The 14,387-nt window shown below is 71.3% G+C and carries 11 protein-coding genes; 5 read left to right on the top strand and 6 right to left on the bottom strand.

Annotated elements, in window-relative coordinates:
- The first annotated feature begins 2 nt into the window (after window positions 1-2).
- The 4 genes from nuoL to GSF22_RS06890 all read left to right on the top strand — a co-directional run bounded on the left by nuoL (window position 3) and on the right by GSF22_RS06890 (window position 6,279).
- Window positions 3-1,931, top strand: coding sequence for an NADH-quinone oxidoreductase subunit L (gene nuoL, locus GSF22_RS06905; protein ID WP_208811997.1), 1,929 nt, complete (start codon window positions 3-5; stop codon window positions 1,929-1,931).
- Between the two features lie 64 nt (window positions 1,932-1,995).
- Window positions 1,996-3,528 carry an NADH-quinone oxidoreductase subunit M gene (locus GSF22_RS06900; RefSeq protein WP_208811995.1) on the top strand — a complete coding sequence of 511 codons (1,533 nt, stop codon included), beginning with the start codon at window positions 1,996-1,998 and terminating at the stop codon, window positions 3,526-3,528.
- Window positions 3,529-3,562: 34 nt separating this feature from the next.
- Entirely contained in the window at window positions 3,563-5,116 is a 1,554-nt protein-coding gene (gene nuoN / locus GSF22_RS06895) for an NADH-quinone oxidoreductase subunit NuoN (RefSeq protein ID WP_208811993.1), read from the top strand.
- Window positions 5,117-5,187: 71 nt separating this feature from the next.
- Window positions 5,188-6,279 carry a polyprenyl synthetase family protein gene (locus tag GSF22_RS06890; RefSeq protein ID WP_208811992.1) on the top strand — a complete coding sequence of 364 codons (1,092 nt, stop codon included), beginning with the start codon at window positions 5,188-5,190 and terminating at the stop codon, window positions 6,277-6,279.
- On the opposite strand, the gene GSF22_RS06885 is transcribed toward GSF22_RS06890, so the two are convergent.
- On the bottom strand, window positions 6,257-7,486 hold the full coding sequence (locus tag GSF22_RS06885; protein WP_208811990.1) for an MFS transporter: 1,230 nt from the start codon (window positions 7,484-7,486) through the stop codon (window positions 6,257-6,259). The genes GSF22_RS06890 and GSF22_RS06885 overlap by 23 nt on opposite strands.
- A gap of 153 nt (window positions 7,487-7,639) precedes the next feature.
- On the opposite strand from GSF22_RS06885, the gene GSF22_RS06880 reads away from it, so the two are divergent.
- Window positions 7,640-8,422: an IclR family transcriptional regulator gene (locus tag GSF22_RS06880; protein ID WP_208811988.1), complete on the top strand. Its 783-nt coding sequence runs from the start codon at window positions 7,640-7,642 to the stop codon at window positions 8,420-8,422.
- Between the two features lie 207 nt (window positions 8,423-8,629).
- Here GSF22_RS06880 and GSF22_RS06875 read toward each other — a convergent pair whose 3' ends face one another.
- From GSF22_RS06875 to GSF22_RS06855, 5 genes are all read right to left on the bottom strand, one after another.
- A complete protein-coding gene (locus tag GSF22_RS06875; RefSeq protein ID WP_208811986.1) occupies window positions 8,630-10,774 on the bottom strand; it encodes a PhoX family protein in 2,145 nt (714 codons plus the stop codon).
- Window positions 10,775-10,971: 197 nt separating this feature from the next.
- Window positions 10,972-11,913, bottom strand: coding sequence for an EamA family transporter RarD (rarD, locus tag GSF22_RS06870; RefSeq protein WP_208811984.1), 942 nt, complete (start codon window positions 11,911-11,913; stop codon window positions 10,972-10,974).
- Entirely contained in the window at window positions 11,910-12,353 is a 444-nt protein-coding gene (locus GSF22_RS06865; protein WP_208811982.1) for a GNAT family N-acetyltransferase, read from the bottom strand. Before GSF22_RS06865 ends, rarD begins: the two co-directional genes overlap by 4 nt.
- Before the next feature lie 104 nt (window positions 12,354-12,457).
- Entirely contained in the window at window positions 12,458-12,844 is a 387-nt protein-coding gene (locus GSF22_RS06860; RefSeq protein ID WP_208811980.1) for a phage holin family protein, read from the bottom strand.
- A gap of 200 nt (window positions 12,845-13,044) precedes the next feature.
- Window positions 13,045-14,387: type VII secretion protein EccE (locus GSF22_RS06855; RefSeq protein ID WP_208811978.1), on the bottom strand; the 1,343-nt coding region annotated here is incomplete at its 5' end.

The raw sequence follows: 14,387 nt of genomic DNA, 5'->3' as shown, positions 1-14,387 counted from the left end.
CAGTGGAAGAGACTGTGCGTTACGCAGAGGCCACGGGGCTGCTCGGCAGCGTCTGGCTGCTGGTGGCGATCCCGCTGGTCAGCGCCGCGATCCTGCTGCTGCTGGGCCGCCGCGCGGACCGTTGGGGGCACTGGCTCGGCGTCGCCAGCATCGGCGCCGCGTTCGTGCTCGGCCTGACCTACTTTTTCCAGCTCCGTGGGCTGGAGAACAAGTCCGTCGAGCGTAGTCTCTGGGACTTCATCGCGGTCGGCGACTTCAAGGTGGACTTCGGTCTGCTCTTCGACCCGCTGGCCGCGGTCTTCGTACTCCTGATCACCGGGGTGGGTTTCCTGATCCACCTGTACGCGGTCGAGTACATGTCGCACGACCCCGGCCGGCGGCGGTTCTTCGCCTACTTCAACCTGTTCGTCGCCGCGATGCTCCTGCTGGTGCTCGGCAACAACTACGTGATGCTCTACTTCGGCTGGGAGGGCGTCGGTCTGGCGTCGTACCTGCTGATCTCCTTCTGGTACGAGCGTCCGACCGCCGCCACCGCCGGCAAGAAGGCGTTCCTGATGAACCGGGTCGGCGACGCCGGTCTGGCCATCGGCATCTTCATCATGTTCGCCACCCTCGGCACCACCCAGTACGACGAGGTTTTCAACGGGGTCGGCGGCCTGGCCGGCGGCACGGTGCTGGTGCTCGGCCTGCTGCTGCTGCTCGGCGCGACCGGTAAGTCCGGCCAGTTCCCGCTCCAGGCCTGGTTGCCGGACGCGATGGAGGGCCCGACCCCGGTGTCGGCGCTCATCCACGCCGCCACGATGGTCACCGCCGGTGTCTACCTGATCGCCCGGTCCAACCCGATCTTCTCGGCCAACGAGACGCTCCAGCTGGTCGTGGTGAGCGTCGGTGCGCTGACCCTGCTGCTCGGCTGCATCATCGGTGCCGCCAAGGACGACATCAAGCGGGTCCTGGCCTGGTCGACGGTGAGCCAGATCGGCTACATGTTCCTCGGCGTCGGCCTGGGTGGCGGGGCGTACGCGCTGGCCATCGTGCACCTGCTCGCGCACGGCTTCTTCAAGGCCAACATGTTCCTCGGCGCCGGTTCGGTCATGCACGGCATGAAGGACCAGGTGGACATCCGCCGCTTCGGTGGGCTGTCGAAGTACATGAAGATCACCTGGATCACCTTCGCCACCGGCTGGCTGGCCATCATCGGCATCCCGCCGCTCTCCGGCTACTTCTCCAAGGAGCCGATCATCGCGAAGGCGTTCGAGCGGGACGACTGGACCGCCTGGCTCTTCGGCGGGGCGGCGATGCTCGGCGCCGGGCTCACCGCGTTCTACATGACCCGGCTCTTCGTGCTCACCTTCCACGGGCCGAAGCGGTGGACCGACGACATCGAGCACCCGCACGAGTCGCCGAAGCTGATGACCATCCCGCTGATCCTGCTCGCGGTCGGCTCGGTCGCCGCCGGTTGGCTGCTCTCCACCTCGGTACCGGACTGGCTGACCGCCACCGCCGGGCTGGGCGGCGCGGAGGAGGGCGAGGCGCACGGCGTGCTCTCGCACACGGTGATCACCATCCTGTCGATCCTGGTCACCCTGATCGGTGCCGGACTCGCCTGGTTCCTGTTCCGCAACGGCACGGCCACCGAGCCGCAGCCGGCCGGGGTCCTGGTCACCGCCGCCCGGAAGAACCTCTACACCGACTCGTTCAACGAGGCGGTCTTCGAGAAGCCGGGCATCTTCCTCACCCGGGCGCTGGTCTACCTGGACAGCCGGGGCGTCGACGGGCTGGTCAACGGGCTGGCCGCCGGTGTCGGTGGCGGGTCGGGCCGGCTCCGGCGACTCCAGACCGGCTTCGTCCGGTCGTACGCGATGTCGATCCTCACCGGCGCCCTGCTGGTGGTGGCGGCATTCCTGGCGGTGCAGGCGGGGTGGCTGGCGTGAACGACCTCTTCCCGGCCGCCGCCCCCGGCGGATCGCGCAGTGACGACGGAGGTAAGGCCGCATAATGTCCGACTTCCCTTTCCTCTCGGTGCTGACCGTGGCGCCGCTGGTCGGCGCCCTGGTCGTGGCACTTCTGCCGCGCAGCCGGCCACAGTTGGCCAAGCAGGTGGCCTTCGGCTGGTCGCTGGCCGTGCTGGTGCTCTCCGTCTTCATGTGGGGGGCGTTCCAGGCCGGCGGTGACCGGCTCCAGTTCCGCGAGTCGTACTCCTGGATCCCGCAGTGGGGGGTGAACTTCACCTTCGCCGCCGACGGCATCGCGCTGGTCATGCTGATGCTGATCGCCGTCCTGGTGCCGCTGGTGATCCTCGCCTCCTGGCACGACGCGGAGTCGTCGAAGCGGTCCGTCCCGGTCTACTTCGCCCTGCTGCTCATCCTCGAATCCACGATGATCGGCGTCTTCGCCGCCGCCGACGTGTTCCTGTTCTACGTGTTCTTCGAGGTCATGCTGGTGCCGATGTACTTCCTGATCGGCAGCTTCGGCGGCCACCAGCGGCAGTACGCGGCGGTGAAGTTCTTCCTCTACTCGCTGGTCGGTGGGCTGTTCATGCTCGCCGCGGTGATCGGCCTCTGGGTCGTCGGCGGGAAGACCTTCGACTGGCAGGCGCTCACCCAGATCGACATGTCGACCGGTACCGAGCGCTGGCTCTTCCTCGGCTTCTTCGTGGCCTTCGCGATCAAGGCGCCGTTCTTCCCGTTCCACACCTGGCTGCCGGACGCCGGTGGCGCCGCGCCGGCCGGCGCGGCGGCCCTGCTCGTCGGCGTCATGGACAAGGTGGGCACCTTCGGCATCCTGCGCTACTGCCTGCCGCTCTTCCCCGAGGCGTCGAAGTGGTTCGCGCCGTACGCCATCGCGCTGGCGCTGATCGGCATCATCTACGCCGCGCTGCTGGCGGTCGGGCAGAACGACCTGAAGCGGCTGGTGTCGTACACCTCGATCGCGCACTTCGGCTTCATCGGGGTCGGCATCTTCGCCTTCACCACGCAGGCCGGTACCGGTGCGGTGCTCTACATGCTCAACCACGGTCTCGCCACCGGCCTGCTCTTCCTGGTCGTCGGCATGTTCGTGGCCCGGCGCGGCTCGGCCCTGATCAGCGACTTCGGTGGGGCGGGCAAGCTGGTCCCGGTCCTCGCCGGGGTGTTCTTCTTCGCCGGTCTCGCCTCGCTCGCGCTGCCCGGTACGGCCCCGTTCATCTCCGAGTTCCTGGTGCTGATCGGGACCTACACGGTGAACAAGCCGGTCGCGGTGATCGCCACCCTCGGCATCATCCTGGCTGCGGCGTACGTGCTCTGGATGGTGCAGCGCACCACGCAGGGCACCCTCAACCCGGCGCTGACCCAGGCGGAGGGGATGCGGCGGGACATCACCCTGCGCGAGAAGGTCGTGGTGGCACCGCTGATCGCGCTGATCGTGCTGCTCGGCTTCTATCCCAAGCCGGTCACCGATGTCATCAACCCCGCCGTCCAGGCGACCATGCAGGATGTCGGCAAGTCCGACCCGGCACCGACGAACGGCGGCGTCCAGGAGGCCAGCAAGTGAGCCCCGCGGTCGCGAGTGAAAGGCAGCCTGTCCGATGACCGAGCTGAAGTTGCCGTCGATTGACTATGCGGCGCTCGCTCCGATCCTGATCATGCTGGGCGCCGCCCTGGTCGGTGTCCTGATCGAGGCGTTCGTGCCGCGTCGACTGCGGCACGCGGTGCAGCTCGGTGCCGCCCTGCTGGCGGTGCTGGCCGCGCTCTACTTCGTGGTCGACAACGCCGGGGAACGGCAGATCACCATCGGCGGGGCGATCGCGGTCGACGGGCCGACGCTGTTCCTCCAGGGGGCGATCCTGGTCCTCGCCGCGATGGCCCTGCTGCTGATCGGCGAGCGTTCGATCGAGCGGGGTGGCGCCTTCGTCGCCCAGGCCGCCGTGGTGGCCGGCTCGGAGGACGACCGCCGGCAGGCCGAGGAGTCCGGTGGGGCCACCGAGGTGTACCCGCTGACCACCTTCGCCATCGGCGGCATGCTGATCTTCGTGGCGGCGAACGACCTGCTGACCATGTTCATCAGCCTGGAGGTCTTCTCCCTTCCGCTCTACCTGCTCTGCGCGCTGGCCCGTCGCCGGCGGCTGCTGAGTCAGGAGGCGGCGATGAAGTACTTCCTGCTCGGCGCGTACGCCTCGGCGTTCTTCCTGTTCGGTGTCGCCCTGGTCTACGGCTTCACCTCGGGCATCCCGGGTCGTACGGCCGGTGTCGACTTCGCCACCATCCACGCGGCGGTCGCCGATTCGCCGTCCAGCCCGGTGCTGCTGTACGCCGGCATGGCGCTGCTCGCCATCGGCCTGCTGTTCAAGGCGGCGGCGGCCCCGTTCCACGTCTGGACGCCGGACGTGTACCAGGGCGCCCCCACCCCGGTGACCGCCTTCATGGCGGCCTGCACCAAGGTCGCCGCGTTCGGTGCCCTGCTGCGGGTCTTCTACGTCGCGTTCTCCGGGTCGGCGTGGAACTTCACCCCGGTGCTCGGCACCGTGGCGATTCTCACCATGCTGGTCGGCGCGGTGCTGGCGGTCACCCAGACCGACATCAAGCGGCTGCTCGCGTACTCGTCGATCGCCAACGCCGGCTACCTGCTGGTCGGGGTCCTCGCGCTGAACAAGGAGGGCCTCTCCGGGACGATGTTCTACCTCGTCGCGTACGGCTTCTCGGTGCTCGCCGCGTTCGCCGTGGTGACCCTGGTCCGGGACGCCGACGGCGAGGCCACCCACCTGTCCCGCTGGGCCGGCCTGGGCCGGCGGTCGCCGTTCTTCGCCGCGCTGTTCACCTTCATCCTGCTGGCCTTCGCCGGTATCCCGCTGACCAGCGGCTTCACCAGCAAGTTCGCGGTCTTCGGGGCGGCCATCGAGGGTGGCCAGTCGTGGCTGGTGATCGCCGGTGTGCTGACCAGCATGATCCTCGCGTTCCCGTACCTGCGGGTCGTGGTGATGATGTGGCTCTCCGAGCCGGGTGAGTCCACCCCGACGGTCTCCGTGCCCGGTGGGCTGACCGCCGCCGCGCTGATGATCGGCGTACTCGCCACCCTGGTCCTCGGTGTGGCCCCGGGGCCGCTGCTCGACCTGGCCAACGGCGCCGCCGAATTCGTGCGATGACCGGTCCGGGTCCCCGGACGCTCGCTCCCGCGCCGCACCTCCCCGCGCCGGGCAACTCGAACGGGTGTGGCATGGTTGAGGGCGTGGTAGGACCCGCTGACCAGCAGACAGGCGCCCCCGGCTCCGGCAGCCGCCGGAGCCGGGCGAGCACGAGTCGGTACGGCTTCGGGGCGCTCGGGCTGGACCTGGTCGACTCCCGGGTCGAGGAGTCCGTGCTCGGCCTGCTGGAGTCGGTCGAGGACGAGTTGCGGGCCAGCGTGGCCAGCGCCGACCCGTTCGTCACCGAGGCCGCCCGGCACCTGGTCGAGGCGGGCGGCAAGCGGTTCCGGCCGATGCTGGTCGCGCTCGGGGCCCAGTTCGGCGACCCGACCGGGGCGCAGGTCGTGCCGGCGGCGGTGGTGATGGAGCTCACCCACCTGGCGACGCTCTACCACGACGACGTGATGGACGAGGCCGCCGTACGCCGGGGGGCGCCGAGCGCCAACTCCCGGTGGACCAACTCGGTGGCGATCCTGGTCGGCGACTACCTCTTCGCCCGGGCTGCGGACATCGCCGCCGACCTGGGGCCGGAAGCGGTCCGGCTCCAGGCGCGCACGTTCGCCCGGCTGGTGCACGGCCAGATCGCCGAGACGGTCGGGCCCCGGGCCGGTGACGACCCGGTCGACCACTACCTGAGCGTGATCGCGGAGAAGACCGGTTCCCTGATCGCCACCTCGGCCCGCTTCGGTGGGATGTTCGGTGGCGCCTCCGCCGAGCACGTCGAGGCGCTCGCCGGGTACGGCGAGACGATCGGGGTGGCCTTCCAACTCTCCGACGACCTGCTCGACATCGCGTCCGAGTCGGTGCAGTCGGGCAAGACCCCCGGTACGGACCTGCGTGAGGGCGTGCCCACCCTGCCGGTGCTGTACGCGCTCGCCTCGGACGACGCGGACGCCTCGTCGGTGCGGCTGCGGGAGATCCTCTCCGCTGGCAAGGTCACCGACGACGACCTGCACGCCGAGGCGCTCTGCCTGCTGCGCGAGTCGCCGGCCCTCAAGCGGGCCCGGGAGACGGTGCGCAGCTACGCCGAGGAGGCGCGGCAGCGGCTCGCCCCGCTGCCGGACAACTCGCCGCGACGGGCGCTGGAGTCGCTCTGCGACTTCATCGCGGACCGGACGAGCTGACCGGTCCCGGACCGGGCGAGCTGACCGCCCGCTCCGGGTGGAGCATCCGGCTGCCGGTGAGCATCAGGGCGGCAGCCAGCAGCATGGCCACCGAGGCCACCGTCCACATCGCCGGATAGCCGTTGTGCGCGGCGACCCAGCCCAGCCCCAGCGGGCCGACGCAGCCGCCCGCGTACACGCCGGTCTGGGTGATCGAGGTGGCGGCGGCCGGGGCCTGCGGGTGCAGTCGTACCACGGCGAAGTTCATCAGACCGGGCCAGGCCCAGCCGAGACCGAAGCCGAGGGTCACCCCGGCCAGCAGCGCCGGGGTACCGCGCTGGGCGAGTAGCGCCAGCCCACCGGCGCCGAGCAGCAGCATCACGGCGATCATCAGGACGTGCCCGCCCGCCCGGCGGTCGGCGAGCCAGCCGGCACCGACCCGGGCGGCGACGCAGACCGCGCCGCCGAAGGTCAGGGTCAGCCCGGCGAGCCCCGGGTCGAGCCCGCTCGTCGCGGTCGAGTCGACCAGGAAGGTGCCCAGGGCGTTCGCGCCCGCTGCGGCGAGCGTGGCGGCCACGCCGACGACCGCCAGCGCCGCATTGGCGCGCCCGCCCCGGGCGGCCGACCGGCGGGCCGGAGCCGCCCCGTCGAGAGGTACGGCGGGCAGCGCGGCGAGTGCGGCGGCTGCGGCTGCCACGAAGGCCCACCGCCAGCCCGCAGTGAGGGCGATCGCCGGGACGGCGGCACCGGCGAGCAGCGTGGACATCGGGATCGCGGCCTGTTTGACGCCGAAGGAGAGACCCTGCCGGCGGGGCGGGACGTGCCGGGACAGGGCGGCGTTGCTGGCGAGTTGGCCGAGGGCGTTCGCGGCGGCGCTGAGGGCCAGCAGGACGACCAGGGCGGCGTACGACCGGGCGAGGCCCGCGATGGCCAGCAGTGCGCCGGCGGAGAGCAGAATGCCGCCGCGCGCCACCACGGCCGGACCGAATCGTTCGACGAGCGCTCCGGCGGGTACCGAGGCCAACGCGCTGATGCCGAAGTATCCGGCCACCGCAGCGCCCAGCCCGGCCGGGGAGAACCGCAGGTCGGCACCGATCTGCACGGCGAGCCCGCTGACCAGGAAGACGGGGAGGACGGCGGCGATGGTGGTGGTCACCGCACCGGTGGCGACCCGGACCGGATGGGCCGGTACGGGTGTTCCTGCGACGCTCGCGGAGGGCTCGGGCATGATGGGTCGACCATACGCGAATCAAGTTCATTGACAGATCGTGTCTGTCGGTGCACGCACTGTCGCCGGGTATCTGGCATTCTCGATCCGAACAGGCATTTCGCGGTCGGCCTGTTTTTCATATGGTGTAAGTCCCCGGCGGCGGAGGTGGTTGTGCGCGACCCCTTGGCGGAACCTTCGGATCTCATCCGTAGCGTGTCGCGTGCGCTACGCGTGCTCGAAGCGGTCGGTCGTGCCCCCAAGGGGCTGACCGTCAAGCAGATCGCGCGACGATGCGAGTTGACCGTCGCCACCACCTACCACCTGGTACGCACCCTGGCGTACGAGGGTTACGTGATCCGGCGCGAGGACGGCACGTACCTCGTCGGGCTGGAGGTGGCCGACCGGTACCGCGAACTCGTCACCGCGTTCCGTGGCCCGCCCGCCGTCGGTGAGTGCCTGCGCCGGGCGGCGGTGGACAGCGGGTACAGCCACTACCTCGGCCGGTTCGTCGGGGGCCAGGTCGCCATCACCGCCGTCGCCGAGGGTGCACGGTCGCCGTACGTCGAGGACCTGGTGCCCGGCTTCGACGAGGGTGCCCATGCGACGGCGCTCGGCAAGGCGCTGCTCGCCACCCTCACCCCCGAGCAGCGCTTCCGCTACCTGCGGGAGTACGGCATGCGCCCGTTCACCCCGGCGACCCTGACCACGGCGGAGACCTTCGAGGCGGACCTGGCCGCCGGTGAACGCCGGGGCATGCAGATGGAGCTGGGGCAGTTCCGCAACGGGGTGGCCTGCGGTGCGGTGATCGTCACCCCGGACAAGGACATCGAGCGTCGGGTGGTACTCGCCTGCGCCCTGCCGGCCGGCGAGATGATGACCTCGGCCCGGGTGGTCCGGACCAGGCTGATGACGGTGGCCAAGAGCATCGCCGACAGCCTCGCCGCCGACACCTGAGAGGCAAGGAAGGGCCCCTTCCTAACGCATTCGGTATAGGAAGGGGCCCTTCTTAACAGGCCGGCCAGCGGTCGGATCGGCTACCCGGACGGGTCGACCGCGTCGGGCAGCCCAGCTACCGGACGGGTGGCCGGCACGGTCGGTCAGCTACCGACCGGGTGGCCGGCGCCGCCGGTCAGCTACCGGACGGGTGGCGGGCACCGCCGGTCAGCTACCGACCGGGCCGCCGTCGAGCCGCCACGCGACCACCACGGCCGGCTTGGCGAAGTCGCCGTCCGGCCAATTCGAGGCCGGCTTGTCGATGGTGGCGCCGTTGATCTCGCCCGGGTGCTGCACGGCGACGAAGACCGACCGGTCGTCGGTGGTGATGAACGGGCCGCAGACCTCCGCGCCGATCGGCACGGTCAGGAACTGCTTCAGGTGCCCCCGCTCCGGTCCTTCGACGGCGGTGGCGAAAAGGCCGTCGTTGCTGCCCAGCGCGTTGCCGTCGGTGGAGATCCAGAGGTTGCCGGCGCCGTCGAAGGCCACGTTGTCCGGGCAGGAGATCGGCGAGACCTTCGTCTTGTCGTACCCGGCGAAGTAGGTCGACGGGTCCGTCGGGTCACCGCAGACGATCGGCAGCGACCAGGCGAACGACTCCGCCGAGTTGTTGCCCCGGTCCTCGACCAGTTCCAGCACCTGACCGTGCTTGTTGGCGGTACGCGGGTTCGCCTCGTCGGCCTTCGGGTTGGCGCCCACCCCACGGTTGCTGTTGTTGGTCAGCGCCACGTACACCTTGCCGGTGGCCAGGCTCGGCTCGACGTCCTCCGGACGGTCCATCTTGGTCGCACCGACCTTGTCGGCGGCGAGCCGGGTGAAGGTCAGCACCTCCTCGACGGTCATCCCCTCGACGTACGACCGGTTACCCCGGGCCAGCTTGATCCACTGGCCGCGTCCGTTGAACGCGCCGTCGGTCGGCAGCCTGCCCGAACCGTCGATCTCGTCGGCGCTGGTGTAGTCGAGCTTCGCCACGTAGAGGGTGCCCGACTCCAGCAGGGTCAGGTTGTGCCGGCGGGCGACCCAGGAGTTGCCCTTCAGGTACTTCTTGTCCGAGACGAACTTGTAGAGGTAGTCGAACCGCTCGTCGTCACCCATGTACGCCACGACGTGCCCGTCGGAGGCGACGATGACGTTCGCGCCCTCGTGCTTGAACCGGCCCAGCGCGGTGTGCTTACGCGGGCGCGAATCCGGGTCGAACGGGTCCACCTCGACGATCCACCCGTGCCGGTTCGCCTCGTTCGGGTGCTTCGCCAGGTCGAAGCGCTCGTCGGCCCGCTCCCACTTGCGGCTCCCGCTCGGGTAGCGGGCGCTGGTCGAGATGCCGTACCGGGCCAGCTTCGGCTTCGCCTCGGCCGGCGCGCCGTCGCCACCGACGAAGTACTGGTTGAAGTTCTCCTCACCGCTGAGCACGGTGCCCCACGGGGTCACCCCGCCCGCGCAGTTGTTCAGCGTGCCGATCGCGGTACGCCCCGCCGGGTCGGCCGCCGTACGCAGCCACACCGAGCCGGCCGCCGGGCCGGTGAACTCGAACTTCGTGGCCAGCGCGGTGATCCGCCGGTTGTACGGGCGGCGACCGTTGCGGACCGGGCGCCACTGACCCGTACCGTCGACCCGCTCCAGCTCGACCACCGACAGGCCGTGCGCGGCCATCGCCGCCTTGACCTGCTCGACGCTGAGCGCGTCGTGGCCGGTGAAGCCGGGGAACATCAGCTCCTCGTTGGTGTACTCGTGGTTGACCACGAGCAGCGCCCGCCGGCCCTTGCGGTCCAGCGGGAGTACCCCGACGAAGTCGTTGTTGTAGCCGAACTGCTTCGACTGGCTGGCGGCGGTCTGCTGGTGCACGTCCAGGTCCGGCGCGCCGGGCACCACCTCGTCACCCCACCGGATGACCACCGAGTGGTCGTACCCGTTGGGGACGACCAGGTTGTCGAGCTGGTTCGGCGGGATCGGCTTGAAGCTGAGCGCGCCGCTGCCGGCCCGCTGGCGGGCGGAGAAGTCCGCCACCTCGGGTACCGCCGGCACGGCACCCTCCCCGGCCGCGCCGGCCGTGCCGGGGGCGGCCGGAGCCGCGCTGGCGGGGGCCGCACCGGCGGCGCCCGCGAAGCCCAGGACGAGGGCGCCCACCGCGCCGGCCCGGACCACGCCGCGCCGGCTCACCTCGGTGCTGACCACGTCACCGAAGTACGCGTTGTCGGAGTTGTTGGGTACCGGGTGGTCACAGGCGTTGCCGCACCGGTAGAGACAGGTCATCGAGTCGCGGTTGCCGTGCCGGGGCGAGCCGAGCAGCGGAAGCAGCCGGGGGCGGTCGCTCATGGGGAGGAGCCTCCTGAGGTGGTCTGGTGGCACGCCCGTGTCCACCAGTGGGAAACGCGTGCGTGCCGGACGCTAGGAGGGCCCGGTGAGCGGCGCCGGGACGTGGCGTGAACCGGACGTGAACAGCTCCAGCCCACGCCCGGTCCGGCCGCCGCCGGCCACCGGATCCCATCGAGGGGCGTACCCCGGCTGGGGTGTTAAGAAGGGGCCCTTCCTATACCGGAAGCGATAAGCGGGGGCCCTTCCTTACGGGTCTCCCGGCGGCGGCGTCCGGTGACCCGCAGGGCGTCGACCGTGAAGACCGCCAGCGCCAGCCAGACCAGCGCGAACCCGGCCAGCCGGGCCGGGGGCATCGGTTCGTGGAAGACCAGTACGCCGCAGCCGAGTTGCAGCACCGGCGCGAGGTACTGCAACAGGCCCAGCACGCTCAACGGCAACCGGTTGGCCGCCCCGGCGAAGAGCAGCAGCGGGATGGCGGTGGCCGCCCCGGCCAGCACCAGCAGCGCGGTGTGTCCGGCCGAGACCTGCCCGAAGGTCGCCTCCGCCCGCCAGGCCAGCCAGCCGAGATAGCCCAGCGCGGGTACGGCCAGCACGGCCGACTCCACGAAGAGCCCTTCGGCGGCGGGCAGCCCGAGGCGCTTCTTGACCAGCCCGTACCCGCCGAAGCTGACCGCCAGCAGCAGGGCCAGGTAGGGCAGGTGACCGTAGTCGACGGTGAGGACCGCCACCGCCAGGGTGCCGACCGCCAGGGCGGCCCACTGGGCGGGGCGCAGCCGTTCCCGCAGCACGGCCACCCCGAGCAGCACCGACACCAGCGGGGTGATGAAGTAGCCGAGGGCCGTCTCCACCACCCGGTCTGCGTTGACCCCGTGGATGTAGGTGCCCCAGTTGACGGCGATCAGCAGGGCCGCCACCCCGATGCCGGCCATCGTGCTCCGCCGGTGCCGGAGTTCGCGGAGGAAACCCCAGTTGCGCAGGGCGGCCAGCAGCAGCGACACGAAGACCAGGGACCAGACCACCCGGTGCGCCAGGATCTCCACCGGACCGGAGGGGCGGAGCAGCTTGAAGTAGAGCGGGAAGAAACCCCAGAGCAGGTACGCCCCGAAGCCGTACAGGTAGCCGAGCCGGAGCGGGTTCACGCCGGGTCGACCGGTCGGCCGTACACCATCCAGCGTTCCGGGTCGCTCAGCGGCGTGAAACCCACCTTCGCGTACACGTCGTGGGCGTCGGCGGTGCCGAGCATGATCCGGTACACCCCGAGGGCGCTCAACTCGTCGCGGACCGCGCCCGCCAGCCAGGTACCCAGCCCACGGCCGCGCTCCGAGCCGTCCACGTAGACGTCGCAGAGCCAGGCGAAGGTGGCCCGGTCGGTGACGGCCCGGGCGACCGCCACCTGCCGGCCGTCCGGCCGGTAGATCCCGAACGGCAGCGACGCCGCGAACGACCGTTCGACGACCTCCCGGGGACGCCCCTTGGCCCAGTAGGCGTCGGTGGAGAGCCACCGGTGCACCCGGGCCAGATCGAGGCGGGCCGGGTCGGTGGAGAGCTGGTAGCCGTCGTCGCGGGTCAGGTTGAGCATGATCCGACGCTAACCCCGGTCACGGTACCCGCCACCAGCCAATTCCCGGCCGCTGGTCTGCGCCCCGCCGGGGTCCGACCCCTGACCCGCGTCGACGGTTGCGGTCAGTCGCGGTCGAGTACGGCGCCCAGGAGCCAGGTGACGATGCCCACGAAGAGCGCGCCGAGCACCGCCGCCGGCCAGAAGTTGTCCACGTGGAAGGGCAGGTCGGCCTGGTCGGCGATCCAACTGGTCAGCAGGAAGAGGAGCCCGTTGACCACGAGTGCGATCAGGCCGAGTGTCAGCAGGTAGAGCCCGCAGCCGACCGTCTTGATGATCGGCTGGAGCACGGCGTTGACCACCCCGAAGATCACCGCGACCAGGACCAGCGTGAACACCGTCTCGGAGAACGCGTCCGAGGTGAGGCTGATGCCGGGGATGATCAGCGTGGCCAGCCAGAACGCCAGCGCGGTGCTACCGAGCCGGATCAAAGCACCCTTCACGAAACCCATGGCGGCGATGGTGTCACGCCCCGGCCAGGCGCGGAACACCCGGCCAGGCGCGGAACACCCGGCCAGGCGCGGAACACCCGGCCAGGCGCGGAACACCCGGCCAGGCGCGGAACACCCGGCGGGTGGCGGAACACCCGGAACACCCGGAACTCCCGGCGTGCGGCGGAACTCCCGGCGGACCGAGGTCCGGCTTACGACCGTCAGCGGACCGGTACCCCGATCAGTCGGGTCTCGACCGGCGTCGGGGAGAGCAGCACCCAACGCAGGGCCTGCCGGTTGACCACCGCGACCATGTCGTCCCGGATCCGGGTCAGCCAGGCCGACGAGTCGCCCAGCCCCAGCGCGGTACCGGCCAGCGCCGCCTCGTCCGCCCGGAGCGGCTGCACCACCGCCAGGTCGGCCCGGGCGAGCAGTTCCACGTCCGGTGCGGTCAGCTCCTCCCGTACCACGAGGGTGGTCCGCCAGCCCGGCACCGGTCGGACGTCCACCTCCGGTGAGGCGACGTCGGTGACCACCAGCAGCGGGCGCAGCGGGGTGCCCGGTGGACCCCCGACCGGACGTCCGGGGGGAATGACCGGGATCAGCTCACCGGGCGCCGTGACGGCCCGGACGAACGGCTCCCAGACTCCGGGTCGGCCGGTCCGGACCACCAACCGGGCGCCGAGCGCCAACGCGCGCAGGGTGACCAGCTGCGCGGCGCGTACCCCGCCGACCAGCACGACCCGGGTCGCCTCCGGGCGGAACAGCCGGACGGTCACCGGTGCGCCGTGCCGGTTCGTGCCGAGCATCAACCCGGCGGCGTCCAGCGGCAGCTCCAGACCGTCGAACATGGTCGAGGGCACGGGTCGGGGCGCGTCGGAGGTGCCGAGCGGCAGGGTGGCCGCGAGGCCGTCGAGCTGTTCCCCGTCGAGGCGCTGCACCTGACCGCCCTCGGCGGCCACCAGCCGGCGTAGCGCCCCGGTGGCGACGGCGAGCGCGGCCGGTCCGTCGGCGGCGACCCGGACCGCCAGCTCCGCCGCAGGCGACCCCGGCCCGCCGGCCTGCCCCGCGCCGACACCCAGCGCCACCGTGGTCGCGGTGGCCGGCAGCACCAGCAGACGCGGCACCAGCCGGCGCAGGGCGTCGTCCGTCCGCGCCGGCCGCAACCGGAAGGACACCTGCACCAGCCCACCCAGCCGCACCGCAGGCCAGCTCTCCCGGGCCGGTTGCCCGCCGTCGTGGTGGGCGAGTTCCGCGAGTACGCGCAGCGCGGCGTCCGCCCCCAGCGGACGTGCCCCGACCGGCGCCAGTCGACGGCGTACCCAGCGCACCGTGCTGGACAGCGCCCGGAGCTGCTCGGCATCCGACCACCCGTCGGCGCGTACCACCCGGACGGCCAGCACCGCCCGGCTCTGCCCGAGCAGCCGTCCCCCGGTGAGCTGCCGGTACGACGTGCCCGCCGGCCCGCCCCCGGCGCCGGGTGCCGGGGCCGGCACCCCGGAGAGCACGAGCTGCACCCGGACCGGCGGGGTGCCCGGGTCGGCGGCCGGCAGCAGGGTGGGCA

Origin of the sequence: Micromonospora echinofusca (assembly GCF_017614955.1) — a bacterium.
GTDB lineage: Bacteria > Actinomycetota > Actinomycetes > Mycobacteriales > Micromonosporaceae > Micromonospora > Micromonospora echinofusca_A.
This window is presented reverse-complemented; position numbering and strand designations above follow the sequence as displayed.

What these genes read in the sequence shown, in the direction of transcription:
- GSF22_RS06865 (WP_208811982.1), bottom strand. Translation starts at nt 12,353, where the DNA reads ATGCTCAACCTGACCCGCGACGACGGCTACCAGCTCTCCACCGACCCG.
- GSF22_RS06860 (WP_208811980.1), bottom strand. Translation starts at nt 12,844, where the DNA reads ATGGGTTTCGTGAAGGGTGCTTTGATCCGGCTCGGTAGCACCGCGCTG.
- GSF22_RS06875 (WP_208811986.1), bottom strand. Translation starts at nt 10,774, where the DNA reads ATGAGCGACCGCCCCCGGCTGCTTCCGCTGCTCGGCTCGCCCCGGCAC.
- GSF22_RS06885 (WP_208811990.1), bottom strand. Translation starts at nt 7,486, where the DNA reads ATGCCCGAGCCCTCCGCGAGCGTCGCAGGAACACCCGTACCGGCCCAT.
- GSF22_RS06890 (WP_208811992.1), top strand. Translation starts at nt 5,188, where the DNA reads ATGGTTGAGGGCGTGGTAGGACCCGCTGACCAGCAGACAGGCGCCCCC.
- nuoN (WP_208811993.1), top strand. Translation starts at nt 3,563, where the DNA reads ATGACCGAGCTGAAGTTGCCGTCGATTGACTATGCGGCGCTCGCTCCG.
- GSF22_RS06900 (WP_208811995.1), top strand. Translation starts at nt 1,996, where the DNA reads ATGTCCGACTTCCCTTTCCTCTCGGTGCTGACCGTGGCGCCGCTGGTC.